This is a genomic window from Rummeliibacillus sp. TYF-LIM-RU47 (assembly GCF_008638315.1).
Taxonomy (GTDB): Bacteria; Bacillota; Bacilli; order Bacillales_A; family Planococcaceae; genus Rummeliibacillus; species Rummeliibacillus stabekisii.
This window is the reverse complement of sequence record NZ_VVIR01000001.1, coordinates 1,041,371-1,054,724: the sequence shown is the minus strand read 5'-3', so window position 1 is coordinate 1,054,724 and position 13,354 is coordinate 1,041,371. Positions and strand designations below refer to the sequence as shown.

Here is a 13,354-nt window from a genome sequence, read left to right as displayed (position 1 = left end):
CCTCCAAGAGTTAATTAAAATTGACCCGCTTTTGATATTTTTCTATCAAAGCTTCATTATTCTTTCCTGCTTTATCTACATTTGCACTAGAAAATACTGGAGCGCGCTCCTCTTTTTCCATAATAATCTCCACCACTTCACTTATCAAAGCATTCAACATGCAAGAACCGATGGTTGTAGAGACAGGACCATATTGCAGATCGCCTCTATAAAGGACGCCATCGCCAACAGGCACATGTGTATCTATTATCACATCTACTACATCCTCAAGCCGCTTGTGTGAAAGGTGCCTTGAAGATTCCCTTGAATAGTTAAGAGACTGAAGCGAAATGGTGGTGATTTTTAACTTTTTTGCTAAAAGTGCAACGTCAATTGGAACAGCATTTCGCCCAGATGTAGAAATAATAAGAAGGACATCTCCATCGTGAAAATCAAAACTTTCTATATGCTTTTCAACAAAATTTGAATCTTTTTCATTTTTAGAAGAAGTGAGCGCACCACTGTGAAGCATAAGGGGTTCTATACTAATTGGTTTGGCAGGAACCAATCCGCCTGCCCTATAAAATGCTTCTTGAGCCAGAAGGTGAGAATGTCCACAGCCAAATAACTGTAAAATGCCCCCTTTGTTCACGCTCTCTGCAATTAGCATCGCTGCTTGTTTTATGGCAGGCATTTCCTTTTCATATACATCTTTTAAAAGATGCGTGACTTCAGCAAAATAATTGTTCATGTGTCACCTCGTAATCTCGCTTATAAACTTATAACGGTCTGCGCGATACACGCTGCGCACAAGTTCAAACGGCCTTCCGTTCGATAAATAACTTGTTCTTTTGATAATCAAAACAACTGCTTTTTGCCCAACGTTTAGATATTTTGCATCCTCTTTTGAAACAATAGCGGCTTCCATCTGCTGTGTGGCATTGTGAATGTCTAGTCCATATTCCTGCTCAATCAATTGATAGAGAGATCCACTTAGCTGATCTTTGCTTAAGTTTGGGACAAGTTTAACAGGTATATACGTCCTTTCAATAGCCATGGGAAGATGGTCCGCATTTCGAATACGCACTATAAAGTATACCTCATCTTCATCGTTTAAACCTAAATCTTGCTTTATTTCAAAAGAAGGTAATTGTTTCTCAAACAGTACAATATCACTGCTCGGCTCCATACCTCTTGCGATCATATCCTCCGTAAAACCGGTCAAGCCATTGAGCGGCTGTTCAAATTTAGGATCAGCCACAAAAGTGCCTCTCCCTTTTTCCCTATATAGCAAACCACTATTAACTAATCCTGTAATCGCTTGCCTCACTGTCATCCTGCTGACATTGTATGTCTCAGACAGCTCCCTTTCGGAAGGTATAGAAGATCCTTTAATGTACTCGCCAACCGCTATCTTTTCTTTGATGATATCTTCAATCTGTATATATATAGGCACATGCGAATTCCGATCAACCAAATCTATTCAACACCTTTAAATTAATGAACTTACACTACAGATTTTCAATGACGTTGCCTTTTTTAATCGTCTTTTGAACCTTTAAGTCTTTATCCAATATAACGAGATCGGCGTCATAATGTTCTTTGATTCTTCCCTTGCCAGTCAAATTCAATTGCTTTGCCGAATTGAAGGAAGTCATAGCGACAAGTTCCTGAAGTGTACAGTTGGTTGCTTCTTTCATATTTCTAAGAGCTTGATCCATTTTTAATACGGAGCCAGCCAAGGCGCCATTCTCTAAATGAGCGCCACTCTCTGTGACATGTACAAGCTGCCCACCTAAATCGTAGTCACCATAGGGTAAGCCTTTCGCTCTCATTGCGTCGGTAATTAAAATAATATGATCGGCGCCTTTCATTTGATAAGCAAGCTTAACTGATTCCTGATGTGAGTGAATGAAATCGACAATGATCTCTGATTGAATTTCAGGCAGAAGCAATGTACCTCCTACCACGCCTGGATCCCTATGATGGAAGGGTCGCATTTGATTATAAAGATGCGTTCCTTGTTTCACGCCAAGAACTACTGCTTTTTGCACTTCTTCAAAAGTTGCATCTGAATGACCGATAGAAACTACAACGCCTGTCTTTGCGACATTTTCTACAAATTCAAATCCGCCATCTGTTTCTGGTGCTACAGTTACTTCTTTAATCCGGTATCCGCTAAGTTCTTGAAACCGTTGGAATAATGATAATTGGGGTGGAATAATATGCTCGAGCGGCTGTGCACCCGCGCGTTTTTTCGAAACAAACGGACCTTCCAGGTGAACGCCGACCATTTCGGCTTCATCTTTCCCACTTTGAAAAACAGCTAAATTTTTTAGTGCTTCTTCTATCTTGTCAATCGATTGAGTCATGGTAGTTGCAAGAAAACTGGTTGTCCCCTCTTTCAGCAGGGATTTCCCCATTATATGAAGCGATTCTGGCGTAGCATCCATTGCATCACTACCAGCTGATCCATGTATATGCATATCTATAAATCCAGGAAGAAGATATTGGTTAACGCCATCTATCACTTCATCTGCTTCTATCTCTATCAAACGGCCGATGTGTTGAATAACCCCATCTTTTATATATACGTCATAATTGTCCATACGTTCATCGGCATTTACAATGGTTACATTTTTTATCAGGCATGTTTGCTTCAAATTTAACATCTCCTAAAGAAAATCCAGGTGTCTAACAGAAAACTTTAAATATAATGTTACATAGCTTTAAAACACTTTTTGATTGGAATGAAGTGAAATCAGCTTCTATTCCACATTTAGACCCAAGCTTTCTGGACTGTAGTGTTTTAGCTGATTTCACTTTTATTAAAGCTACAACATTCATTAATCTGTTGTTATACCTGACTTAAATTTTATTCTTCTAATCTGATGATATTTGATGTTCCACTACGTTGGTAGCCTGTTTTTTCAAGCTTCACGCTTTTATCTTGTGAGTTTGTAAAGATTACAGGTGTCGCAATGGATGGAGCATTTTCTTTAACATATGCCCAGTCAACTTTGATTAAATCATCCCCGCGTTGAATAAGCTGATCTTGTTTTACTAGCACCTCAAAGCCTTTACCATTTAATTTTACCGTATCAAGGCCGATATGGATTAAAATTTCAATTCCTGTATCCGTTACAAGGCCGATTGCATGTTTTGTCGGGAAGATCATCATAACTTTCCCGTCAACAGGTGATTGTATAACACCATCTTTTGGCAAAATACCGAAACCAGGTCCCATCATGCCAGATGCAAATGCTTGGTCAGGTACTTCTGAAAGTGGAATTACATCACCTGTTATCGGCATAACAAAGTCTTCCGGCAATAAGTTCGTATGTGTAACATCTGTCTCTTCCAATGCTGCTTCACTTATTACATTTTTGGGAGCTGGATTTCCTTTGGCGATGCGTTTTTTCATTGCGTCTGCCAAAAATTCTACAGACGTACCAATGATGACTTGCAAGTTTGTTTTACTGATGCGCATAACACCACGTGCACCATATTTTTTCAATTCTTTTTCGTTCGCCAAACCCGCATCTTTTACAGTTAAACGAAGGCGTGTCGTACAGTGATCGACTTGCACGATGTTTTCCTTGCCGCCTAGCGCTTCAATTGTATGATAAGCTTTTGCGTCAAGTACTTCATCTTCTGTTCCTTGCATTGTTTCTGTTTCCTCATCCTCGTCATCTTCACGGCCTGGCGTTTTTAAATTGAATTTTGTTATTAAGAAATAGAAAATTACAAAATAGATAGCACCAAATGCTAAACCAAGAGGTATAAGCAAGAAAGGTTTTTGTGCGATACCGAGATTCAATAAATAATCTATTAGACCGGCAGAGAAACCAAAACCATCATGAATATTTAATGCAGCCGCTATCATTAAAGAGATACCCGTTAATACAGCGTGCACTGCATATAAAACTGGAGATAAGAACATAAATGTAAATTCGATTGGTTCTGTCACCCCTGTGACAAAAGCTGTTAAGGCGATTGACAGGAACATGCCGCCCACAATAGCGCGTTTCTCTTTTTTAGCTGCAAAGTACATAGCTAAACAAGCTGCTGGCAAACCAAACATCATAATCGGGAAGAAACCAGCTTGGAAGAGTCCTGCTGCTGGATCTCCCGCTAAGAAACGAGGAATATCTCCTTTTACTACTTTACCCGCAGCATCCGTAAATTTACCAAAGTCAAACCATACTATTGTATTGATTACATGATGCAAACCAATCGGAAGTAACAAACGGTTTAAGAAACCGTAAACCCCATAACCAATTGCGCCTGCTCCGATAATCCAGTTACCTGTAGAATCAATAACTCCTTGAATTGGTCCCCAAATATAAGCAAGCAACGCGGCAATTATAGCCATAGTGATCGAGGTTATTATGGGGACAAATCGTTTGCCGCCAAAGAATGAAAGCCACTCAGGAAACTTTACATTATAAAATTTATTATATAAAAGTCCTGCGACAATACCCGAAACAAGCCCTCCGAAAACACCCATATTCAAATCTTTATCTATTTTTTCAAGTACCCCTGATAAAACTAAATAGGCTATCGCACCAGCTAACGCTGCACCCCCATTGTTGTCAAAAGCAAATCCCATCGCAATACCAATAGCAAAAATAATTGGGAGATTACCAATTATTGCATTACCTGATGCTTCCATAACCTTGGCGACAATTTGAATAAATTTCACATGGCTACTCCCAATCATATCAGGCGAGCCAAGACGAACAAGCAATGCAGCTGCAGGCATGGTTGCAATCGGGAACATTAGCGATTTACCAATCTTTTGCAAGAAACCTAACATTTCAATACACTCTCCTTTGTTTTGGTATAGTTGTCTATACCAATTAGTATAAAGCGTTTTCATACATTAATAAAGTATTATTTTCCTCCAGAAGATATACCCTCTTTTGCTATAAAATATTGCCGGTTTTAAAAAAAATTATCACGTATTTCTAGCATTAAATTGCATAAAAAAATCCTCTAATTCTCAGAGAATCACAGGTTATCAATCTTACAATATGAACAAATCCCGATTGTGCCGTCGAGTAATGCAAATAGCCTTGAACCCGCACTCTAGCAGGTGGGTGTCGTATTCGAAACTTTAAAAGTCCCCCTACAAAGTAAAGGGCATGTTTGCCATTCCAAAATGAGCAACTCCCAAAGACGATATGTTCGGTCAAGACGATATGAGCTTCAACGAACACCTCAGGATTTGTTGTTAAATACATATTAACACGAAAGTTTTGAAAAATCAAAATAAAAGTTTTTACTCTTTAATTATTAATCTTTCATTCGTGCTTCTTACATTTCTATGACTTAATTCTCATCAACCTTGAATCGGGCTGATAGTAATATTAAATCTTGTAAGATAAGAATATATACCACTGTCACACACGAGATAAACATAAAAAAAAGAGAATCGAGAAATTTTTCTCGATCTCTTTTTCAGCACTATTAGCTTTTAATTACAATTCGTCAGCAAGTGTTTTTGTTTTAATATGAAGTTCATCCAGTTGCGCCTCTGATACTTCACTTGGCGCTTCGGTCATTAAATCGCTAGCAGATGCTGTTTTAGGGAACGCAATAGTATCACGTAGATTATCTCGGCCAGCCAACAACATTACCAAACGGTCTAAGCCGAAGGCAATCCCGCCATGTGGAGGAACGCCGTATTCAAATGCATCCATTAGGAAACCAAACTGTTCATTCGCTTGTTCTTTTGTAAAACCAAGCACTTCGAACATTTTTTCTTGTAATTCTTTTTCGTAAATACGTAATGAACCACCACCCAATTCGTATCCATTAAGAACGATATCATATGCTTGGGCACGTACTTGACCTGGAGCTGTTTCCATTTTTTCAAGGTCTTCTTCAAATGGGCGTGTGAATGGATGGTGTGCTGCTGTATAGCGTCCTTCTTCTTCTGAGTACTCTAGCAGCGGCCAATCAGTGATCCAAAGGAATGCAAATTGAGATTCATCAATTAGACCTAAATCTTTTCCTAATTTCTTACGAAGTGCACCAAGTGAATCTGCAACAACTGAACGTTTATCTGCTACAAATACTAGCGTATCACCTGGCTCTGCACCCATGCGTTCCATTAGTTTTTGGCCAAATTCATCTTGGAAGAACTTGCCGATTGGGCCTGTTAACCCTTCTTCTGTTACTTTCATCCATGCTAAGCCTTTTGCTCCGTAGCGGCCAACGTATTTTGTCAATTCGTCTAAGTCTTTACGAGAATATTTGTCGTTGGCACCTTTAATGTTCAAGCCTTTAACTTCATTGCCGGCTTCAACTGTTTGAGCAAATACTTTGAAGTTACAGCCTTCTACCACATCAGAAAGTTGGATTAACTCTAAACCAAAACGGACATCCGGCTTATCAGAGCCATAGCGAGCCATTGCTTCGTCATATTTCATGCGTTGGAATGGACGTGGGATCTCAATATCCTTAATATCTTTCATTACTTTTTGAATCAATCGTTCATTTAAGTCTAAAATTTCCTCTTGCGTCATGAAACTCATTTCCAAGTCTATTTGCGTAAATTCAGGCTGTCTGTCAGCACGCAAGTCTTCATCACGGAAGCAACGAGCAATTTGGAAGTACTTTTCAAAACCAGATACCATCAACAATTGTTTGAACAATTGAGGTGATTGAGGCAATGCATAAAATTCACCTTCATGAACGCGAGACGGTACAAGATAGTCACGTGCGCCTTCTGGAGTAGATTTTGTCAGAATTGGTGTTTCCACTTCTAAGAAACCTTCATCTTGCAGGAAGTTACGGATGACTTTTGTTACGTCTGAACGCATTTTAAATGTGTTATACATTACAGGACGGCGCAAATCTAAATAACGATATTTCAGACGCAAATCCTCATTTACTACAATACGGTCCTCAATTTGGAATGGCGTTGTTTTGGCTTTATTAATTAATTCTACTTTGTCTACATAAACTTCAACCATACCTGTTTCCATATTCGGATTAATCATATCATCTGCACGGCGTTTTACCTCGCCTTCCACTTCGATTACATATTCTGTACGGAAGCTATCGGCTAAATCAAGCGCTTCTTGTGAGTTTTCTGGGGTAAATACGATTTGTACAATCCCTGAGCGGTCGCGCAAGTCAATAAAAATCAAACCGCCAAAATCTCTTCGGCGTTGTACCCACCCTTTTAAAACCACGCGCTCACCTGCATGTTCGCCGCGTAAAATACCACATTCATGTGTTCTTATAGCCATCTTTACTTTTCCTCCATTTGCTTCTGCTTCTGTTTTGTTAAATATTCTACTAAGTCGAAGAACGGCACTTTCTCTTGATCGCCTGTAGCCATATGTTTTACAGCCACTTGTTGTTCTGCTAATTCTGTTTCCCCTAGCACGATAACCCATGTAGCCTGTTTTCGGTCGGCTGACTTCATTTGGGCTTTCATTTTGCGGTCCGTGTAATCAAGCTCTGTTGAAATGCCTTTTGCTCGGAATGAGCTAGCTAGCTCAACCGCTTTTAACTTTGCATCTTCATCCATAGCAACAATATACATATCTAACTGGTCTTCAATATCCAGCTCTTTGCCTTCTGCTTCCAATGCTAGTAGCAAGCGTTCAATACTCATACCAAAACCAATGCCTGGTGACTCAGGTCCACCAATTTCTTCTACTAAACCGTTGTATCTTCCGCCACCGCATAATGTTGTGATGGAACCAAAGCCTTTTGACGTACTCATAATTTCAAATGCTGTGTGATTGTAATAGTCTAATCCACGTACTAGGTTAGGATCCACTTCATAAGAGATGCCTAAGACATCTAAATACTGTTTTACTTTATTGAAGTAATTCGCAGATTCTTCGTTTAAATAATCTGTCAATGCTGGAGCTGTCGCCATTAATGGGTGACCGTGATCCACCTTACAATCTAAAATGCGTAGAGGATTTTTTTCTAAACGCGATTGGCAATCTTGGCAGAATTCATCAATATGTGGCTTAAAATGATTGACTAGAGCTTCTCTGTGATTTGCGCGTACCTCTTGATCCCCAAGTGAATTGATGACAAGCTTCACATCTTGAAGGCCTACACTGCTATAAATATTCATAGCTAGGGAAATTACTTCTGCATCAATAGCGGGGTCTTTGCTTCCAATTGCTTCTACACCAAATTGAACAAATTGACGATAACGGCCAGCTTGTTGGCGTTCATAACGGAACATTGGCCCTAAATAAGATAGCTTAATCGGCTGATCTGGCTGACCAAACATTTTATGTTCTACATATGATCTAACAACGCCTGCAGTACCTTCTGGGCGCAGTGTTAATGAACGATCTCCTCTATCTTTAAACGTATACATTTCCTTTTGTACGATATCGGTGGTGTCACCTACGCTACGCGTATACAATTCAGTACTTTCAAAAATTGGTGTGCGGATTTCTGGATAGCGGTAAAGATGACATAGCTCACGGATAATCTCCTCAACTTTTTGCCATTTTTCTGTCACACCAGGCAATAAATCCTGCGTACCTCTAGGAACTTTAAAATTCATAGTAGAACTCCTTTCTATTTTAAAAAAGATCAACTAGTACTTAATCCTAACAAAAAAGGCCCTCGCCCCTTGCATAAATGCAAGGGACGAGAGCTCTATAGCTTCCGCGGTTCCACCCTAGTTGATCTAGTATAATGACTAAATCCTCTCAAATCGGATAACGGCCGATACCGTTTCCCCCTACTAGAACAATGTCCGTTCGAAGAAAAGCCTCTCAAGTGTTATTCACAAATCAGTACAATGGAAAAGCTTGCAGCCACGGCTTTTTCCTCTCTAAAAAGTACTTGCTGATTGTTACTTTCTTGGTCTTTGGCGATCAATTTTTTAGATAATACCTATAATATCATTTCTAAGGAATATGTCAACTATTGCTCTATCTTTGTTTGATCTAGGTTTTCTTGTATATTTTATATTTTTTTATCATCAAAATTTTAACAAAATTTAAAAGCTGTATTTATGAAGTTTTCCCGAAAGATGTGGAATAAAGGAAAAATTTTTTATTAAACTATCAAAAAAGTTGTAGTTTTTTATGACTTTTCATCTTACAATGTAGAAAAGGAGGAAAAACATGGATACTAATAATCGAAAGAAAGCGACCATTGTCACACTTTGCTTATTGCTAGTGTTTTCATTATTTGCAGTCGTACCAAAAGCAGAAGCTGCTACAGTGAAATTGAAGGTGACAGCGAATGCTTTAAATGTACGAAATGCACCAACTACGTCTAAATCACGTGTCCTTTTTAGCATCAAAAAAAATACTGTTGTCACCAAGTTAGCAAAAAAGGGTTCATGGTATAAAGTAAAGTACAAAAATCAAACAGGTTGGGCTTCAGCTACTTATTTAAAAGTGGTCAAGCAGACACTACAGCCTCTTAGCAACACAACAAAAGTAGTTTTATCCAAAACAAATGACCTAAACATTCGCAAAAGCAACACTACTTCTTCGAAAATAGTTGGAAAAATGCAAAAGGGAGAAAGTGCAACCTATAAGGCTAAAAAAGGCGATTGGGTACAAATTAGTAAAGGATCTATTACTGGGTGGGTAAACGCTGCTTATGTAACTGTTTCTACTAAACCTTCTATGACAGCAGCTGCAGCCAATTATTATTTCGCGGTGACAGCAAATTCTTTATCTGTACGCGCTGAACCTTATGCCGATTCCAAGCTGCTCACATATGTAAAAAAGAATGAATCTCTTTTAATTTCACGAATTGCCAGCAATGGGTGGATTGAGGTTACTTATAAAACAGGAAAAAAAGGATGGGTACTTTCAAAATACGGCAAACAGCAAAAGAAAGAACCAATTACAAATTCCGTTACAATTGTTGTGCCTGAACAAACAACCTACTACTATATTACAGAACCAACAGGACTCACGATGCGTAACAGTTATAGTGTGAACGCAAAGTCACTTGGACAAACTATCCCCTTCGAAACTAAGGTACAAATCTTAAAGCAAGCTAGTAACGGGTGGATTTATGTAAAATATAACGATGTAGAAGGATGGATTAACGGGAGCACATATTATGGCTTTGCTTCGATAGAAAACATTTCATATACATCAAGCATACCATCTAAGACTTCTTACTTCGTAATGAAAGCTGATACATTGAATATTCGTTCACTGCCTTCTACAGTAGCACCTACATTAGGAAAAGCTTCAAAAGGCAATTACTTTAAAATCTTACGTATTTCAAGCAACAATTGGGTACAAGTTCAATATAACTCAAAACAAAAAGGCTGGATCTCAGCGAATACTAGCTCTAGTACCATTACAACAAAAAAACCAACAACTTCTGTATCGAATCCTTTAAAAGGCTCGCTAACAGGGTTGAAAATTGTAGTAGATGCAGGCCACGGTAAACAAGATTCCGGCGCTGTCGGCAATGGAGTCTATGAAAAAACATTGAATCTTTATGCAGCACAAGCTGTCAGAGACGCAATCCAATCAGTCGGTGGTACAGTTTCTATGACACGTAATAGTGATAATGAATTTTTGACACTGGATCAACGTTCGTTCTATGCTGCAAAGGTTGGAGCCAATGCCTTTATCAGTGTTCATCATAATTCTGGTCCTGCAGCAGCAAGTGGTTATGAAAGCTACTATACATCATCTGCTAAGGTTTCTAGCTATAACTTTGCAAAAATAATTAACGATGAAATTACGAAAGCCATAAAAGATGAATATCCGAATTATAATATTCGGAAAGCAAACAATAGCGCGCTTAAAGATAAAAGTCTTCAAGTAACACGCGTGAACTCGGTTGTATCTATTCTCTTAGAGCTTGGTTTTGTTTCCAATAAGGATGACGTCAAGCTTGTGAACACAGATGATTTCCGTGAAACCGTTGCAGAAGGTGTTGTAAATGGGCTTTTAATCTACTTTGGTCGTAACAAGTGATAAAACGAAAATGGAATAGCATATAAAAAACCGAACTATAGTGCGATTATTATCACACTTGTTCGGTTTTTATTTATCTTTGAATTCAAATTTATACTATAAATTATGATTATTTTGTTTTGAAAGGGACGAATTTTGTTTTATCCGATCCTCTTTATATATTAAACGATAACCGTAGCTTCTGGTTCATGCTGAAGCATTTGTTTAATCTGATTGTGCTCATTTAAAATGGCAACTGCTGGTTTATGATTCAAAGCTTCTTCTGCTGTCATATAGCTATAAGCGATAATAATGACTATATCTCCCGGTTGCACAAGCCTAGCAGCAGCACCGTTTAAGCATATAACTCCTGAACCACGCTCTCCAGCAATAGTATACGTTTCAAAACGAGCCCCGTTATTGTTATTTACAATTTGTACTTTTTCGTTTGGCAAAATGCCGACTGCTTCCAATAAATCTTCGTCAACTGTGATGCTGCCGACATAATTCAGATCAGCTTGTGTCACTGTTGCACGGTGTAATTTAGATGTCATCATCATTTTTAACATTTTTTATATCTCCTCAGTAGAAAAAAGAATATTATCAATTAAACGTACTTCTGAAAAATAAACAGCAGCAGCGACGATTAATTTTTCCGTATTCGCCTGTACTTCCTGCAAATCCGGATAGCTCCAGACTTCTATATAATCAATCCGGCCGCTTGTATTAGCATGGATGTATTCTTTTGCTGTTTCAATGGCTTGTTTTTTATCTGAATGTTGCAAGAAATCTTGCTTTGCCAAAAGTAACGCTTGTTGAATGTTAGGGGCTTCTTTTCTTTCCTCACTTGTTAAAAAAACGTTACGAGAGCTTTTGGCTAGGCCGTCTTCTTCTCGCACAATCGGCACACTGCATATTGTAACAGGGAAAAAGTAATCCCTTGCCAGCATTTCAATCAGCGCTAACTGTTGTGCATCTTTCTGACCAAAATATGCATTTGTTGGTTGCACAATATGGAACAACTTCGTTACAATTTGCAATACTCCATTAAAATGGCCCGGTCTGCTCGCTCCGCATAATATAGATGTAGCAGGCCCTGCAGCAAATTGAATTCCGCCATCTGTTCCATACATCTCTTCCACTGAAGGAGCAAATAAATAATCTACTCCAGCCTTCTCTGCTATTTCTCGATCCCTATCCAGATCCCTAGGATAGTTTTCGTAATCTTCATTGGGACCGAATTGAGTAGGGTTTACAAAATCACTCAACACCACTATTTCATTATCTCTTCTTGCTGCATCAATCAGTGATATATGCCCCTCATGCAAATACCCCATCGTTGGAACTAATGCGACGCTTTTATGGGCAGAGTGAAACTCTTTTAGCTCTTCTTGCAATCCTGCAACTGTTGATATTACTTTCATCTTTTTATGCCTCCATACAATTCATCTATCGTCTCTTCAGACATAGTAAATTGATGTTTTGGAGTCGGAAATTCATTGTTTTTTACAGCATTGCAAAATGACGTGATACCCTTGCTTATTTCTAAAGCAACATCTGCATAAGTTTCTACGAACTTTGGCAAATGATGATTGCCATATCTTAATACATCATGATAAACAAGCACTTGCCCATCGACATCGCGTCCAGCCCCAATTCCGATTGTCGGTATGCGTAATTCTTGCGTAACAATTTCAGCTAATTGATGCGGTACACATTCCAAAACGAGAGCAAATGCTCCCGCCTCCTCTAAGGCTTTGGCATCTTGGATTAATTTTTTGGCTGCTTCAGCATTTTTGCCTTGTACTTTAAATCCACCTAAAATAGCAGCAGACTGCGGCTGCAATCCAAGGTGTCCCACAACTGGTATACCTGCATTAATCATTCTTTTTATAGAAGGGAGTAACATCCCTGCCCCTTCTACCTTTAAGGCATTTGCACCTGTTTGCTGAAATAGGCGTACTGCATTTTTCAAGGTTTCTGTTTCATCGCCATGGTAACTGCCAAATGGCATATCAACTACGATAAATGTATCTCTTGCTCCATTACGTGTTGCTTTTCCATGATGGATCATATCTTCCATCGTCACATTGACTGTAGAATCGTAGCCTAGGACTACCATCCCAAGCGAGTCACCAACCAAAATCATATCGACTCTGCTACTTTCCACAAGCTGTGCTGAGGGATAATCATAGGCCGTGATCATTGTGATTTTCTCGTTCATTTCTTTCATTTTGATAAAATCCGTTGTCGATTTCATTATTTTTCCTCCTTTTTGAAGAGGAAGAAAACAAAACCCTTCTATCTTAAAGGATAGAAGGGCAGAATTTTCGTAAAGCAATCGTTTTCTTCCGTCCCTGTCTAGGCGATCAAGGCAGATCAATTATTGTAATACTGTCGTTTCGGAGGTACAGTTCCGAGTTGGATACTGCCCTAGACTC

General features: G+C 38.9%; 10 protein-coding genes, 1 other RNA gene and 1 other annotated feature. Of the genes, 1 reads left to right on the top strand and 10 read right to left on the bottom strand.

Annotated features, from left to right (window positions below; genetic code table 11):
* Positions 1 to 10: 10 nt before the first annotated feature.
* From F0527_RS05150 to hisS, 7 genes are all read right to left on the bottom strand, one after another.
* Entirely contained in the window at positions 11 to 730 is a 720-nt protein-coding gene (locus F0527_RS05150; RefSeq protein ID WP_150284005.1) for a sugar isomerase domain-containing protein, read from the bottom strand.
* A gap of 3 nt (positions 731 to 733) precedes the next feature.
* Positions 734 to 1,456 carry a GntR family transcriptional regulator gene (locus F0527_RS05145; protein WP_147193917.1) on the bottom strand — a complete coding sequence of 241 codons (723 nt, stop codon included), beginning with the start codon at positions 1,454 to 1,456 and terminating at the stop codon, positions 734 to 736.
* A gap of 34 nt (positions 1,457 to 1,490) precedes the next feature.
* Positions 1,491 to 2,642, bottom strand: a complete 1,152-nt coding sequence (nagA, locus tag F0527_RS05140; protein WP_223823524.1) for an N-acetylglucosamine-6-phosphate deacetylase — start codon at positions 2,640 to 2,642, stop codon at positions 1,491 to 1,493.
* 212 nt (positions 2,643 to 2,854) lie between these two features.
* Positions 2,855 to 4,798 (bottom strand): N-acetylglucosamine-specific PTS transporter subunit IIBC, encoded by a 1,944-nt coding sequence (gene nagE / locus F0527_RS05135; RefSeq protein ID WP_150284003.1) that lies wholly within the window; start codon positions 4,796 to 4,798, stop codon positions 2,855 to 2,857.
* Positions 4,799 to 5,019: 221 nt separating this feature from the next.
* Positions 5,020 to 5,212, bottom strand: a non-coding RNA gene (ssrS, locus tag F0527_RS05130) — 6S RNA.
* A 250-nt stretch (positions 5,213 to 5,462) separates the two neighbouring features.
* Positions 5,463 to 7,241: an aspartate--tRNA ligase gene (aspS, locus tag F0527_RS05125; protein WP_150284002.1), complete on the bottom strand. Its 1,779-nt coding sequence runs from the start codon at positions 7,239 to 7,241 to the stop codon at positions 5,463 to 5,465.
* Positions 7,242 to 7,243: 2 nt separating this feature from the next.
* Positions 7,244 to 8,533, bottom strand: a complete 1,290-nt coding sequence (hisS, locus tag F0527_RS05120) for a histidine--tRNA ligase (RefSeq protein ID WP_150284001.1) — start codon at positions 8,531 to 8,533, stop codon at positions 7,244 to 7,246.
* 79 nt (positions 8,534 to 8,612) lie between these two features.
* Positions 8,613 to 8,852 (bottom strand) — a binding site (T-box leader).
* A gap of 249 nt (positions 8,853 to 9,101) precedes the next feature.
* Between hisS and F0527_RS05115 the strand changes: the two genes are divergently transcribed.
* Positions 9,102 to 10,934 carry an N-acetylmuramoyl-L-alanine amidase family protein gene (locus F0527_RS05115; RefSeq protein WP_150284000.1) on the top strand — a complete coding sequence of 611 codons (1,833 nt, stop codon included), beginning with the start codon at positions 9,102 to 9,104 and terminating at the stop codon, positions 10,932 to 10,934.
* A 161-nt stretch (positions 10,935 to 11,095) separates the two neighbouring features.
* On the opposite strand, the gene panD is transcribed toward F0527_RS05115, so the two are convergent.
* Genes panD through panB form a run of 3 tightly spaced genes read right to left on the bottom strand, consistent with a single transcriptional unit; the run spans position 11,096 to position 13,173 of the window.
* Entirely contained in the window at positions 11,096 to 11,482 is a 387-nt protein-coding gene (panD, locus tag F0527_RS05110) for an aspartate 1-decarboxylase (RefSeq protein WP_150283999.1), read from the bottom strand.
* A 3-nt stretch (positions 11,483 to 11,485) separates the two neighbouring features.
* On the bottom strand, positions 11,486 to 12,337 hold the full coding sequence (gene panC, locus F0527_RS05105) for a pantoate--beta-alanine ligase (RefSeq protein WP_150283998.1): 852 nt from the start codon (positions 12,335 to 12,337) through the stop codon (positions 11,486 to 11,488).
* Complete coding sequence (panB, locus tag F0527_RS05100; protein ID WP_150283997.1) at positions 12,334 to 13,173, bottom strand: 3-methyl-2-oxobutanoate hydroxymethyltransferase; 840 nt, start codon at positions 13,171 to 13,173, stop codon at positions 12,334 to 12,336. The genes panC and panB overlap by 4 nt, the downstream gene beginning before the upstream one ends.
* Positions 13,174 to 13,354 lie beyond the last annotated feature (181 nt).

Excerpts from the sequence above, each read along its gene's own strand:
- panB (WP_150283997.1), bottom strand. The coding sequence starts at position 13,173 with ATGAAATCGACAACGGATTTTATCAAAATGAAAGAAATGAACGAGAAA.
- aspS (WP_150284002.1), bottom strand. The coding sequence starts at position 7,241 with ATGGCTATAAGAACACATGAATGTGGTATTTTACGCGGCGAACATGCA.
- hisS (WP_150284001.1), bottom strand. The coding sequence starts at position 8,533 with ATGAATTTTAAAGTTCCTAGAGGTACGCAGGATTTATTGCCTGGTGTG.
- F0527_RS05115 (WP_150284000.1), top strand. The coding sequence starts at position 9,102 with ATGGATACTAATAATCGAAAGAAAGCGACCATTGTCACACTTTGCTTA.
- panC (WP_150283998.1), bottom strand. The coding sequence starts at position 12,337 with ATGAAAGTAATATCAACAGTTGCAGGATTGCAAGAAGAGCTAAAAGAG.
- nagE (WP_150284003.1), bottom strand. The coding sequence starts at position 4,798 with ATGTTAGGTTTCTTGCAAAAGATTGGTAAATCGCTAATGTTCCCGATT.
- panD (WP_150283999.1), bottom strand. The coding sequence starts at position 11,482 with ATGTTAAAAATGATGATGACATCTAAATTACACCGTGCAACAGTGACA.
- F0527_RS05150 (WP_150284005.1), bottom strand. The coding sequence starts at position 730 with ATGAACAATTATTTTGCTGAAGTCACGCATCTTTTAAAAGATGTATAT.